Origin of the sequence: Paraburkholderia sp. BR10937, assembly GCF_040965695.1 — a bacterium.
GTDB lineage: Bacteria > Pseudomonadota > Gammaproteobacteria > Burkholderiales > Burkholderiaceae > Paraburkholderia.
The window spans coordinates 65293-77376 of record NZ_JBFRCL010000028.1 but is presented as its reverse complement, the minus strand read 5'-3'; the positions used below and the strand labels follow the sequence as shown (position 1 = coordinate 77376).

At 62.6% G+C, this 12084-nt stretch carries 13 protein-coding genes and 3 pseudogenes; 7 read left to right on the top strand and 9 right to left on the bottom strand.

Annotation, left to right across the window (positions count from 1 at the left end; genetic code table 11):
• Positions 1-4 precede the first annotated feature (4 nt).
• Positions 5-277, bottom strand: a complete 273-nt coding sequence (locus tag AB4Y44_RS23205) for a hypothetical protein (RefSeq protein WP_368700982.1) — start codon at positions 275-277, stop codon at positions 5-7.
• A 493-nt stretch (positions 278-770) separates the two neighbouring features.
• Between AB4Y44_RS23205 and AB4Y44_RS23200 the strand changes: the two genes are divergently transcribed.
• Positions 771-1553, top strand: coding sequence for a class I SAM-dependent methyltransferase (locus AB4Y44_RS23200; protein ID WP_368700981.1), 783 nt, complete (start codon positions 771-773; stop codon positions 1551-1553).
• A gap of 35 nt (positions 1554-1588) precedes the next feature.
• A complete protein-coding gene (locus tag AB4Y44_RS23195; RefSeq protein ID WP_342924847.1) occupies positions 1589-2758 on the top strand; it encodes a GNAT family N-acetyltransferase in 1170 nt (389 codons plus the stop codon).
• Between the two features lie 24 nt (positions 2759-2782).
• Here the strand turns inward: AB4Y44_RS23195 and AB4Y44_RS23190 are convergent, their stop codons facing one another.
• The 6 genes and pseudogenes from AB4Y44_RS23190 to AB4Y44_RS23165 form a co-directional block, all read right to left on the bottom strand.
• Positions 2783-4135, bottom strand: coding sequence for an MFS transporter (locus AB4Y44_RS23190; RefSeq protein ID WP_368700980.1), 1353 nt, complete (start codon positions 4133-4135; stop codon positions 2783-2785).
• A 162-nt stretch (positions 4136-4297) separates the two neighbouring features.
• A complete protein-coding gene (locus AB4Y44_RS23185) occupies positions 4298-4582 on the bottom strand; it encodes a hypothetical protein (protein ID WP_368701007.1) in 285 nt (94 codons plus the stop codon).
• Positions 4583-4819: 237 nt separating this feature from the next.
• Positions 4820-5050 carry a hypothetical protein gene (locus tag AB4Y44_RS23180; protein WP_368700979.1) on the bottom strand — a complete coding sequence of 77 codons (231 nt, stop codon included), beginning with the start codon at positions 5048-5050 and terminating at the stop codon, positions 4820-4822.
• A 205-nt stretch (positions 5051-5255) separates the two neighbouring features.
• Positions 5256-5431 (bottom strand): annotated as a pseudogene (locus AB4Y44_RS23175) (alpha/beta hydrolase); the annotation flags it as partial.
• 9 nt (positions 5432-5440) lie between these two features.
• A pseudogene (locus AB4Y44_RS23170) lies at positions 5441-5665 on the bottom strand (aminotransferase class I/II-fold pyridoxal phosphate-dependent enzyme); the annotation flags it as partial.
• Positions 5569-5907, bottom strand: a pseudogene (locus tag AB4Y44_RS23165) (hypothetical protein); the annotation flags it as partial. The pseudogenes AB4Y44_RS23165 and AB4Y44_RS23170, both read right to left, overlap by 97 nt.
• A 5-nt stretch (positions 5908-5912) precedes the next feature.
• Between AB4Y44_RS23165 and AB4Y44_RS23160 the strand changes: the two are divergent.
• From AB4Y44_RS23160 to AB4Y44_RS23150, 3 genes are all read left to right on the top strand, one after another.
• Positions 5913-6116: a hypothetical protein gene (locus tag AB4Y44_RS23160; RefSeq protein WP_368701010.1), complete on the top strand. Its 204-nt coding sequence runs from the start codon at positions 5913-5915 to the stop codon at positions 6114-6116.
• 131 nt (positions 6117-6247) lie between these two features.
• Positions 6248-8194, top strand: a complete 1947-nt coding sequence (locus AB4Y44_RS23155) for a putative bifunctional diguanylate cyclase/phosphodiesterase (protein ID WP_368700978.1) — start codon at positions 6248-6250, stop codon at positions 8192-8194.
• Positions 8195-8280: 86 nt separating this feature from the next.
• Entirely contained in the window at positions 8281-8595 is a 315-nt protein-coding gene (locus AB4Y44_RS23150; protein ID WP_342924843.1) for a hypothetical protein, read from the top strand.
• A gap of 14 nt (positions 8596-8609) precedes the next feature.
• Here the strand turns inward: AB4Y44_RS23150 and AB4Y44_RS23145 are convergent, their stop codons facing one another.
• Both AB4Y44_RS23145 and AB4Y44_RS23140 read right to left on the bottom strand, forming a co-directional pair.
• Positions 8610-9023 carry a hypothetical protein gene (locus AB4Y44_RS23145; RefSeq protein ID WP_342924842.1) on the bottom strand — a complete coding sequence of 138 codons (414 nt, stop codon included), beginning with the start codon at positions 9021-9023 and terminating at the stop codon, positions 8610-8612.
• Positions 9024-9673: 650 nt separating this feature from the next.
• A complete protein-coding gene (locus AB4Y44_RS23140) occupies positions 9674-10423 on the bottom strand; it encodes a hypothetical protein (protein ID WP_368701006.1) in 750 nt (249 codons plus the stop codon).
• 285 nt (positions 10424-10708) lie between these two features.
• Here AB4Y44_RS23140 and AB4Y44_RS23135 point away from each other — a divergent pair, with 285 nt between their 5' ends.
• Complete coding sequence (locus AB4Y44_RS23135) at positions 10709-11644, top strand: metallophosphoesterase (protein WP_342924841.1); 936 nt, start codon at positions 10709-10711, stop codon at positions 11642-11644.
• 86 nt (positions 11645-11730) lie between these two features.
• Complete coding sequence (locus AB4Y44_RS23130) at positions 11731-12027, top strand: cupredoxin family copper-binding protein (protein WP_342924877.1); 297 nt, start codon at positions 11731-11733, stop codon at positions 12025-12027.
• The last annotated feature ends 57 nt before the right edge of the window (positions 12028-12084 follow it).

Below are 12084 nucleotides of genomic sequence, written 5' to 3'. Positions count from 1 at the left end.
TGTTTCATATTGACGATTGCCGTCCCGATTTCAGTACATTACGGGAACCTGTCGCGCCTTTTGACGGGGCACGCATTAACGCCGCCTGACTCAGCCTGCCATACGGGCTTGCCGCGAACCACCGCTCGCCGACGGAAGCGCTCCAGGCATTCACCCAGCGCGTCGCCATCATCGTTTCGGGTTCTGCTTCGGCATTCATCAGCCGCTTCATTGCCAGGCCAAGGCGGTGCATTGCATACCGCTTGCGGCGCGCTTCAGCATCCATTCGCGCGTTCATCGTCTCGCCTCTTCCAGTTGGGTATTGCGTAGACAAAAACCTGGGGACCCACCTGCACCGAAACCTTGCGAAGCCGGAGCATGACTCCCACCGAACCAGGCGAGAACGCTCATTAAGGCACGGAAATAAAGGCGGAAACATCAGGGAGAGTATTGAGGCAGTCGCCATGAAAGCGCTTTCGCCGGACGACGGGAAAAAGGGCACGCCACCCACGACGATCTGGCTCTCTGCTGACCACATTACGCCGGCCATATGACACTCGTTAGTAAGCCACGAATTCGGGCCTTTTTGTCGAAATACAACCGATGAATGGCGGCGACCTGGCGACGCACCGCGCGATCATGACGAATCGCAATTCCTGTCCAGAAGGTTCACAGCGCATCGATCCATGCGAACAACGACACACGGCGGCCCCCGATTCGCGCTCGGACGCGCACTGAAGCAACCGTTGCTGAATGTAGTGGCCCGGTTGCCCGACGGCGTACAGCGCGCAATGTTCATCCCGCCGATACGGCGCATCTGCATTCGCGTTCCGGTATTGCGCGCGGTGTATTCCGGCTGCCTGCGGCGCCACCCCATCGATCTCCTGTACGGCACGAACACGAGCGGACTGGTCGACTCCAACGCGCTGCAGCGCGACGCCGATCTCGCCGTCCAGCTCAGGCCATACATGGGCTCGCAGCCGACCATCATCCGCCGCGCGCTGGACACCCTCGGCGATATCACCGGCTATACGTTCATGGACATCGGTTGCGGTAAAGGCCGGCCGATGATCGTCGCCTCCGAGTATCCGTTCTCTTTGGCGCTAGGCTACGACATCAGCGCGGACCTCGTGCGAACGGCAAACGCGAACGCGGCCGTCATGGCGCGGCGCTTTCCGCAACGGCCGCCCATTCGCGCGTTGCACGCCAATGTCGCCGATCTGAAAGTGCCGGCGGGCAAGGTAGTCGTCTTCCTGTTCAATCCATTCGGGCCGGAACTGATGGCGTCGCTGCTCGAGAAACTCGAAGCGGGCCTCGCGAGCGGCACCATCGAACATCTTTTCATCGTCTACGATAACCCCGTGTGCGGCGAAGTCTTCGACGGCTCCCGCCAGTTGCAGCGCTGGTTCGCCGGCGTATTTCCGTACGATCACGACGAAGTCGGCTTCGGACCCGAGGACCACGAAAACGTCGTCGTCTGGCAAAGCGTGCGCGGCGCGCGCCCTGACACATTCGCGGACCGCAATCGCCGCATTACGACGAAAGACCGCCTCAGCACTTCCATTGAAGGCTGAATCACAAGCACCACGAATTCATTCAGGAGACGCAAGTGCCGACCTCCGTCGTGGCGATATACGAGTCGTCGCCGGCCGCTTCCTTCCGTTACGCGTTGCGCACGTGCGAGACCGTCGACGCGTTTCGTGCATTCGAACCCCAATGGCGTGCGCTTTTATCCGGAACCGAGGCGTATTCGCCTTTCATCAGTTTTGCCTACTGCGAGGCAGCCGTCGCGGCGGCGCTGAAAAGCGGCGCGAAGGTCGAAGTCGCGACGGTGCACGACGCGCGTGACCTTCTGGCGCTATGGCCCGTCGTCATCACGCGCAAAGGCGCGTGGCGAACGGCCCAGGCGCTGGGCTGCGGATGCGGCGAGGAATACGGCGGCCCGCTGATCGCCGACACCCGGCGCCCGGAACTTTACGACGCGGCAGTCAAGGCCGTCTTGCGGATTCACGCCGACGTGCTCCACATTCCGATGCTCGAAAACGGCAGCACGCTGCAACGCTCGCTCGACGCCGCCCCGCAGTCCTGGGTGCAGCGTGCGCTGCCGCAGCGCTGGCGCGTGATGCCCGGTTATTCGATCAACCTGCGCGCCGCGCCCACATGGAACGACTTCCTCGCAACGCGGCACTCGACGCTGCGCGCCGCGCTGCGTTCGAGCGCGAAGCGGTTGCGGCGCGAAGGCGAAGTCAGTTTTGGGTGGTGCAACAGCGCCGAGGACACCGAGCGCGTATTGAGGTGGCTATTCGCCAACAAACGCCAATGGGCGCTCAAGCGCGGCATCGAATCGCCCTATTTGATGGACGACCGCGTACGCGATTTCTTCATCGGGCTTGCGAAGCGAACCGACCTGACCACCCTGCCGCTCGTCGCCTATGTGCAGGTCAACGGGCAGCCGGTGGCGGCATCGGTCAATCTCGTCGGCGCGCGCAGCGTCGAGTATTTGATCACCACCTATGACGAGGCGTTCAGTGTGTTTTCGGTGGGGAACCTGCTGATCGAATTCATCGCGCAATGGGCCCAGGCCCATGACCGCGATTTCGACTTTCGGCCGCTGCATGGCGACTACAAGGTGCGTTGGGCGGATCGCGAAACCAGGCACGAATCGCGCATCGTCGTGCTCAATGCACGCGGGCGGCTCATCGAGCTGGCGTTGTCGTGGGCCCAGGCGAGGCGCGTCTATCGAAAAGTCACGACGCTCGTGATGGCGCGCCTGAAATGAGCCAATAGCGTCCATAGACGCCGCTCACTGCCTCACCACACCGCCCTCGCCGTGCGTTTCGGGTTGCGGCGCATCGTCGAGCCTTTCCAGCGCCGGATTGTGATGGAGGACGAGCGCCGCGCCCGCGCCCACGAGCCCGGCTCCCGCCAGACATAGCAGGCCCGCGCCGAAGCCACCAGTGCTGTCCTTGATCCAGCCCATCGCGTAGGGGCCGAAAAAGCCCGCCAGATTGCCGAGCGAATTGACGGCCGCAATGCCGCCGGCCGCGGCCGCGCCTGAAAGGAACGCGGCCGGCAGCGTCCAGATCACCGGCAGGCAACCGAAAATACCGAAGCCCGCGATGGAAAGCGCCAGCATCTTGAGCACGGGGTTGTCGAGTCCCGCAGCAGCCGCAATCCCGGCGGCCGCAACGGCGAGCGCAAATGCGACGTGACGCTTGCGTTCCAGCCGGCGGTCGGAATGCCGCCCCCACAGCACCATCGAAACGACGCCTACCGCGTAGGGCAGCGCAGTCACGAAGCCCGTCTGCACATTCGTGAGTCCGAACGCCTTGACGATCTGCGGCAGGAAGAAGCTCAGGCCGTAATTCGTTGCGTTCGCACCGAAATAGATCAGCGCGACCGCCAGCACGCGCGGATTGATGAGCGCCTCCAGCACGCTGAACGTGCGCACCTTCTCGCGATGACGGCGCTCCTGCGCCTGGCGATCGACGAGCCAGCGGCGCTCGTCGTCGGCGAGCCAGCGAGCGTCGGCGGGTTTGTCGGTCAGATAGAACAGCACGCACACAGAGAGCACGAGCGCGGGTATCGCCTCGATCAGGTAGACCCACTGCCAGCCCGCCAGCCCCCCTCTGCCGTCGAGCGAAAGCAGCGAGCCGGAAACCGGGCCGCCGATCACCGTCGACAAGGGAATGGCCGCCATGAAATAGCCCACCACGCGCGCGCGGTATTTGGCGGGAAACCAAAGTGTCAGCAGAAAGATGATGCCGGGGAAGAAACCCGCCTCGGCGATGCCGAGCAAGATACGCAGTCCATAGAATACGTGCGCGTTCGACATGCCGGTGATGCGGGCGAGGTCCGGAATGAACGCCATTGCGCCCGCGATAATGCCCCACGTAAACATGATGCGCGCGATCCAGCGCCTTGCGCCGAAACGTTCCAGCAGCAGGTTCGACGGCACCTCGAAGAAGAAATAGGCAATGAAGAAGATCCCTGCGCCAAAGCCGAACGCGCTCGCGGAAAGATTGAGTGCCTTGTTCATCTGCAGTGCAGCAAAGCCGACGTTGACCCGATCGAGATACGCCACGAAATAGCAAACGATCAGAAACGGCACGAGCCTGGCCATCACGCGCGCCATGGTGCGGGTTTCGAGTTCCATCTCTGTCTCCTTCGAGGCCGGCTGCGCGGCGCGGTGCGGTGCACCAGTCACGGGCCGGACCGTTCGTCCGTTTGGAATCGTTAAAGACTAGTCGCAAGCGGCGCGATACGAAAGCACGGTTCACATGGTGGGATATGGACCGGAAACGGCATGACAGCGGAGTTAAAGCTTCGGACAGGAAAGCACTTGCAATGGCTGCGTGGCGACGCCGGGCTGGGCGCCGAGGGTCGGTGTGCCCTGCGGAGGCGTCGAAACGAGGCGCACGCTGTCTGGACCGGCGTTGGCGAGTGCGTACTTCTCTTCGCTGCCTTCGGGTTGCCAGTACGCGCGAAATACGGGTCCATCGCTGAAAACGAGCAGCGTGCCGTGCGTGGCCTGCCCCGCGGAAACGAAATCGACCGGTTCGCCGCTGCGTAGTGCGAAGCCGCCGGCGGCGTTGGTCCCCACGAGCTTGCCGCACGGCGGCGCGGCATCGGGTGTGAGAGTGGGGGTGGGATCTGCGCCATGTGCTGGCTGCGTCGTGAGCAACGCCAAGCCGAGACAGGACGACAACGCGAGCGTAAGAGTCGTTTTCACGCGCAACCTCGTGAACTCGTCAGCGGTCGTTGCGGGGCGCGCAAACCGCATTCCCGCGCGTGCAGGGGACGAACGGCCGCCCAGCGCCGGCCAGCGGGACGGCAAGCCTTAGAAGTTGCCGGCGTCCTTGCCGAGCGTGTTGATATCGATCTCGAGGGCGCGGCAGACGTCGCGCACGAACTCATCCATGGCAGCCGTGCACTCCGGGCTTCCCGCCGGGAAGTCCTCGGGGTTCTTCTTGCCTTGCGCGCGGCGGATGACGCGAATGCTCGCCTCGAGCGCGCGCGCCTCTGCCCAGATGGGAGGTTTGTCGGGATAGTCGGGATGTTTGCGCGCCATAGCTCGTATTTCGGCAATGGCTACGCGAACTTTAGGCCGCGGGAGCGAGCGACCGGCGGCACGCCCATATCGCTGAGGATGCCAAACGTTTGCGCCAGGATCATTGCATCGCGGCTGGCCGTATTGCTGCCACCAGGGCCGCTATTATCCAATGCGCATCATGAGTAACCGCGGCGGGATCGTTTCGTACGCAACGCGCGGCTCGTCAAACGCGCCGCTGAAATTCGGCAATGGCCCGCCACATCGCGACCGGGTTCGAATACATGGGAAAGTGCCCGCAATCCGCAATTTCGGCCAATGCCACGCCCTGCTCGCGATGTAGCGCAAACTCGCGGCATAGAGGGCACTCGCTTAGGCCGGTGCATGGCGCGTGCGCTCGATGATGCTCTGCGCGCCGCATGGCACGATCACCGCGCGGGCGCCGCACAACTGCACGATCTCGGGGTAGCTCACCCAATACGGCGCGGGGACGATGACTTCGTCATCCTCATTGAGCGTCGCGGCGAGTGCGTTGAAGATCACCTGCTTTCCGCCGCTGCATACGAGCGTATCGCGCCAGTCCACCTCGAGCCTGTTTTCACGCTGGAACTTGCCGGCAATCGCTTCACGCAAGGCATGACGTCCGCAACCGGGCGCCCGGCGCGCACCGCCGCCACCATGCCGTCCTGGCGGCGCGCGATCCGCTCGCCAAGCGCCAGCACCGCTTGGATATGGCCTTCGGGAACGAACACCGTGCCGCATCGATCCGCAATCAGGTAGTCGTTTTCGTGCACGATGACACCCGCCATTTGCACCGGCTTGCCCGAGTCGATCTGGACCAAGCGATTGCGCGCGCTGATCATCGTGACGCCGCGGCCGTCCTATGTCGGCTGTGGCGCTCGTGCCGTCGTCGATGCGCAAGCTCGCGCCCGGCAATGTGGTCGTGCGGCCGCTGAAAGAAAAGATTGCGGTGGTCACGGCTGCGCTGCTGTGGAACACGCATCGTCACCATCCGATGGTCGACGAGGTCGTCGCATCGTTGAAGAAACGAAAGGCGCGAACCCCGGCGGCCGCGTTGAAAGCCTGATGAAAAATGGGACACGCGACGACGATGAAAAGCACGCGCGTTGCCTCCAGAAATAATGCGAGCGGTCGTAAACCGAGGTATTACATTTCGTTCCCGGCAGTCGTAGCGGGACCGCACCGACTCGCAAGATAATGTTCAACGTACTGGCCCAGTATTGGGGAACGATTCGGCGCACTTTCCTCGCCGGAAACAGCGCGGCCCTGAAGCTGGCGCAGTTGCGCGTGATGATCTATCAGCTTCCCATGATGTATGGGCTGCTGATCGTCAACACGTGGGGCATGGTGCTGCCCCACGAGAACGAGATTCCCGCCTGGCAGGGCGTGATCTGTCCGCTCGTGCTCACGGCATTTTGCTTCGTACGCGTCGTCTCCTGGCTGCGGCTCTCCAGGATGCGTGTCAGTGCGGAAGACGCGGCTACGATCCTGCGCAATTCCGGCAGGCTCGCCTGGGTCTTCTCCATCTCGTTCACGGTATGGTCGCTGTCCCTGCTGCCTCATGGCGGCGCGGCATTCAAGCTTCATGTCGCCTTCTACATGGCCATCACGGTCGTCGGCGTCATCTTCTGCCTGATGAACGTCATCAAGGCAGCGTTCACTGTCACCGCCATCGTCAACGGCGCCCTCGTCATCACGTTCCTGAGTTCGGGAAACGGTGTATTCCAGGCAATCGCAATCGATACGTCGCTGGTTTCGCTGGCGATGCTGGTCGTTGCCTTCACGCAATACAAGAACTTCGCGGATCTCGTGGCTACGCAACGCGAAAACAAGCGTCTTGCGAATATCGACAGTCTCACGAATCTCCCCAACCGGCGGGCGTTTTTCGCCTCGCTCGACAAGCAATTCGATGCCGCCATGGCATCGGGCGGACGGCTCGCGGTGGGCCTCGTCGATCTCGACGGCTTCAAGTCCGTCAACGACATTCACGGCCACTCGCTGGGCGACCACGTGCTGGCCGAAGTCGCGTCGCGCCTCGCCAAAGCGGCGCGCGGCACGATCACGCTGGCGAGGCTTGGTGGCGACGAATTCGGCATCATCGTCAAGGACGACTGCACGGACGCCGGCCTCTCGCAGCTCGGCCGCACCATTTGCGATGTTTTTCACTGTCCCGTACAGGTCGGCGAGATTTCCGTTCGGCTCGGAGCGACGATCGGCTTTTCCACCTATCCGCACATTTCACGCAGCAAGGCGGATTTATTCGAAACGGCAGACTACGCGCTTTACGAAGGCAAGCGCCGCTCGCGCGGCTCGGTGACCATCTTTTCGGAGACGCACCGCAACGCCATCATTCGCGAGTCGCAGATTGCCCAGGCGCTACGCTCCCCCGATCTCGCCAGCGAACTTGATCTCGCATTCCAGCCGATCTACTCGCTCGAACGCCAGCGCACCGTCGGTTTCGAAGCCTTGGCGCGCTGGCGCAGCGCGTCGCTCGGCACGGTCCCGCCCGGCGAATTCATTCCCGCCGCGGAGCGCAACGGTGTCATCAACGGCTTGACCCTCGCGCTGTTTGCCAAGGCCCTGGCCTGCGCGAAGCAATGGCCAGCGCATATCCGCTTGTCCTTCAATCTGTCCGCGCATGATTTTGCCAGTGAGTCCGCGGTGAAAGAGTTGGCCCGGTGCATCGTCAGCAGCGGCATCGATCCGGCCCGGCTCGACTTCGAGATCACCGAAACCGCGATGGCCAAGGACTTCGACCAGGTCCAGAAAGCGGCCAAGGTGCTGCGCGCGCTGGGCTGCGGTTTGTCGGTCGACGATTTCGGCACCGGCTATTCGAGCCTCTCGTACCTGTGCAAACTTCCGCTCACGCGCCTGAAGATCGACAGGATGTTCGTGAGCGGTCTCAGGGAACGCACGACGGCGTTCACCGTGGTTCGCACGCTGCTCAATCTGAGCCGGCAGATGTCGCTCGACTGCATCGTCGAAGGGGTGGAAACGGCGGCCGAACTGCGGACGGTCGCGGCGCTCGGGGCAACACTTATTCAGGGCTACTATTGTTCGCGCCCGATGGAGGCTTCGGTAGTGGCCGGTTTTCTGCAGCGTGAAAGCGAGGGCGAAGCGGTGGCTCGCCTCGCGGGAGCATGACGAGTAGTCCGCATACCAGAATGGCTGCTGAACTGTTTATGCGGCTGCGCCCGGCTTACGATGTGCGGACAATCACGGAGCCCATCATGAAGCGCTTTCATATCGCACTGGCCGTTTCGAACCTCGAAGCCTCGATCGCAGACTATAGCCAGCGGCTCGGACAGCCACCGTCAGCCGTCGTGCCCGGCCAGTACGCGATGTGGCGTACCGATCTCCTCAACTTTTCGATCAATGAGCAGCCGGCGCAAGCGGGAATGTTGCGCCACGTTGGATTCGAGGACGACGCGGCAACCGGCTATTCGAGCAGCTTCGACGTGAACGGTCTCGAATGGGAGTTGTTTTCGGCTGCCGAGCAGGACGCGCGCATCGTCAGCGCCTACGGGGTTCCGGTCAAGTCGTGACGAGTGCGCATCGCTTAGCCGGTTAAAGCGCCGAGGCAGCGGCCGCACGAACGCGCCTGGCCCAGTCGCAGGCGCCCGGCGCTCACCGTCACCTCATTGCCGCAATCGCACCGGCAAACCCACTTGCCATCGCCGGCGTAGCGATCCGTCGTCAACTGGCCGAACACCTCGCCGCCCTTCAGCGCAGGCGAGCCCGGCCGCGACCGCCACACGCGACGCTGCTCGCCGCAGCCGCAATCGCGCGTCTGGCCGCTCTCCACCGCATCCAGCGCGGCCGTGACGTGGGCGCCGCAGCGGCACCGCCAGAGCCACACGCCGGCGCCGCGATATTGAAGCGCGACGAGATCGCCGAACGCGCGACCGGAAACGTCGCGATACGGCGGAAACGGCCATTCAGGCGGCAAGGGGGGACGGATACGCGGGTTCACGACAGATAGATGGGATTCGGCGTCCTGGTCTCAAGGGTGTCCGTTCGTCTTCGATGTGCGGGCGCGCGGCGCGGCAAAGAGGGGCGGATCATCCCGTACAGTCGGCGGGTCAACGCCTCGTTACGGGTTATCTGGGTATTTTGGCATCTCACGTCACGAATGATAAATCGTGAACGTCCTGGCAGCAGGGGCGGACGCCATTGGCGCCGGTCAGGCCTCGGGTATGCGCATCATCGTGCGCACCGTAGACAGACAGATATCCGGTCTGATCTGATCAGACAGGGGCTACATGATGTTTACCTTATCGGTCTTTCTAATTGCTTTCTGCGCGATCATCGTGGCCATGCACCGCGGCGTGGCGCGCAAGGCAGACTCGAAGCTCCGCGAGCAATTCGATGCGCAAGGGGCCCGCCAGAACACAGGCGCACCGTCCTGCCTTTAAATCGCGCAGCGACCGAACTCAACGTGTCGGAACGCAAATCCCTGTGGATCGCACAAACTGCGGACATGTCTCCTCCCGGATGCTGGCGACTCGCTGACGAAGCGTCCCCCGCTCTCGCCACCGACTGGAACCCGTATATTCGCCCTTCTCCGCATGCGCTGAATATAAAGTTTTCGCCTTCGTATCGGAACAAATTCGACATCGCAAGTCATTCCTGAACATCCTGTTGGCACGATGCACTGCGGGTCAGCAAACGGACGCCCACCGACTCTCTGCGCAGCCTGCGGCGCTCCAGCGCGTTGCGCAACTGGCCCAGGATCAGCGTGCTGGCAATCAGCGCGAGATAGAGCGTGACGAGAGTGTGACGTGCACCGTTGAGGGCGGCCTGATGGACCACGAGTGCGGCATCGACAGGCGGAAGCAGGTGGCCCGCTCCCTCGACGGCTCGCATCATGTGGATGAAGCCCGCTGCCGAAAGCAGCGGCAACAGGACGAAGAGGTTCAGCAGCGTGAGCCGCATGCGACGCGCCCACGCACGGTGGCGCAACCGGAACCACAGCCCGAGGCATCCGTGTATCCAACCAGGCGCTAGCAACGCGAGTTGCAGCCCCTGCGTGCCGCTCGTGAGCAGCACGACGATGACGCGCTCGTAGTTCGGCTCGAAACCATAGAGCGAAGACGCGAGCCGGGTCGTCACCGCATGCCGGATCAGCAGGAGCGGGAGGCTGAGCCCCGCCCACAGGCGGATCCATTCCGCAGGCGGCAGCGCCCAGTGGCGCCGCCCATATATTGTGTGCAGCGCCAGCGCGAAATGCACCGACGCGGCACCATACAGCGCGATCGTGCCGGGCGCGCTGCGCCAAAGCCGCAGCGCGAGTACGAGACCGTGTCCGGCAAGCTCGATCGACCAGATGCCGAGCGCGTGATTGACCAGATGCAGAAAGAGATACGTCAGCATCACGAGGCCCGACGTGAGTTGAAGCCGGCGCAGCAAGAATTGAACGTTGACCCTCGCTTCGCTCGCGCGGCGACGGGTCAAGCCGACGATGTCCATATTGGTTTCCGCCATTTCGTGTGCCACGCCTGCCATACCGCGAACCCACGTCGGTTATTCCCGTGCTCGACTCGCAGAAAAAAACGGGAATAAAACAGCGGCGCTCGCGGTATTGCACGTGAAGCCCGCCCTGGAGGCGCTCCGAATTGCGCCGGCGGTCGACTTTCTGAACTCAGTCGAGAGGACATCATGTCGTCAGATCTTCCTTCCCAACCGTCACGCCGCAACGCCCTGAAATGCCTCGCCTTCGGTGGCGCCGGCACCGTGTTCGTTCTGGCCGGAGGCGTCCTCACGCCCATGGAGCTGGCACTGGCGGCGAGCAGCAAAGAAAACGCCGGCGTTCCGCTCTTTTTGCAGATCAGCGACTCGCATATTGGCTTCAACAAGGAAGCCAATCCCGATGTCGCGGGCACGCTCAAACAGACCATCGACTATGTGAACGCGATGCCGGTCAAACCCGCCCTGGCGATTCACACGGGCGATATCACCCATCTCTCCAAACCTGAGGAATTCGATCTGGCGGCGCAAATACTTTCCGGTCTCGACATTACGGAGTTGCACACCACGCCCGGCGAACACGATGTGACAGATGGACCGCAAGGCGAATACTTCAAGCGTTTCGGCAAGGCATCGGACAACCGGGGTTATTACAGCTTCGACCACAATGGCGTGCACTTCATCGCGCTCGTCAACGTGATGCATTTCAAGCCGAACGGGCTGGGCAATCTGGGCGAGGACCAACTCGCCTGGCTGGAAAACGATCTGAAGGGCCGCACGTCGAGCACGCCGATCGTCGTGTTTACGCACATGCCGATGTGGACGATCTACGAACCATGGGGTTGGGGTACCGGCGATGCGGGCCAGGCCATGGATTATCTAAAGCGCTTCGGCTCGGTGACCGTGCTCAATGGCCACATACATCAGATCGTTTCCAAGGTGGAGGGCAATATCACCTTCCACACGGCACGCTCGACCGCCTATCCGCAACCGACGGCCGGCGACGGACCCGGACCCGGGCCGCTCAAGGTGGCAAGCGATCAGCTGCCGAAGATGCTTGGCGTCACCAGCATCCGGATCACGCGCCATCCTCTCGCGGCGACGCTTTCCGACACGTCCCTCGCCTGACCTCGCGTCTCGCTCACTGAACAAGGATCCGAGCCATGCTCTCCATTCACTATCGTCGCGCGTTCGCCCTCTTCTACGGGATCGGGATGCTCATGGCGGGGGCCTCCCTTGGCGTGCCTGCCGCGCACGCGCAGGAGCCCAATGAGATCGACATCAAGAATTTCATGTTTTCGCCGATGGCGCTCACGGTCAAGGCGGGCACCACGGTAACCTGGAAAAATATGGATGGCGAACCCCATACAGTCGTCAACGATGCAGGCGTCTTTCACTCCGCCGCGCTCGACCAGAACGATACGTATCAGTTCAAGTTCGACAAGCCGGGGGTGTACAAGGTGTTCTGCGGAATTCACCCGTATATGAAGGCGACCATTACGGTGCAGTAGAGACCGGTGCCGATGCGTCGTCGCGCTTGTTCCAACTCGCTTGCGCGACGCGACGAC

Coding starts and splice junctions, on each gene's coding strand:
- AB4Y44_RS23205 (WP_368700982.1), bottom strand. CDS start 277: ATGAACGCGCGAATGGATGCTGAAGCGCGCCGCAAGCGGTATGCAATG.
- AB4Y44_RS23200 (WP_368700981.1), top strand. CDS start 771: ATGTTCATCCCGCCGATACGGCGCATCTGCATTCGCGTTCCGGTATTG.
- AB4Y44_RS23190 (WP_368700980.1), bottom strand. CDS start 4,135: ATGGAACTCGAAACCCGCACCATGGCGCGCGTGATGGCCAGGCTCGTG.
- AB4Y44_RS23180 (WP_368700979.1), bottom strand. CDS start 5,050: ATGGCGCGCAAACATCCCGACTATCCCGACAAACCTCCCATCTGGGCA.
- AB4Y44_RS23160 (WP_368701010.1), top strand. CDS start 5,913: ATGTCGGCTGTGGCGCTCGTGCCGTCGTCGATGCGCAAGCTCGCGCCC.
- AB4Y44_RS23155 (WP_368700978.1), top strand. CDS start 6,248: ATGTTCAACGTACTGGCCCAGTATTGGGGAACGATTCGGCGCACTTTC.
- AB4Y44_RS23150 (WP_342924843.1), top strand. CDS start 8,281: ATGAAGCGCTTTCATATCGCACTGGCCGTTTCGAACCTCGAAGCCTCG.
- AB4Y44_RS23140 (WP_368701006.1), bottom strand. CDS start 10,423: ATGCTGACGTATCTCTTTCTGCATCTGGTCAATCACGCGCTCGGCATC.
- AB4Y44_RS23135 (WP_342924841.1), top strand. CDS start 10,709: ATGTCGTCAGATCTTCCTTCCCAACCGTCACGCCGCAACGCCCTGAAA.
- AB4Y44_RS23130 (WP_342924877.1), top strand. CDS start 11,731: ATGCTCATGGCGGGGGCCTCCCTTGGCGTGCCTGCCGCGCACGCGCAG.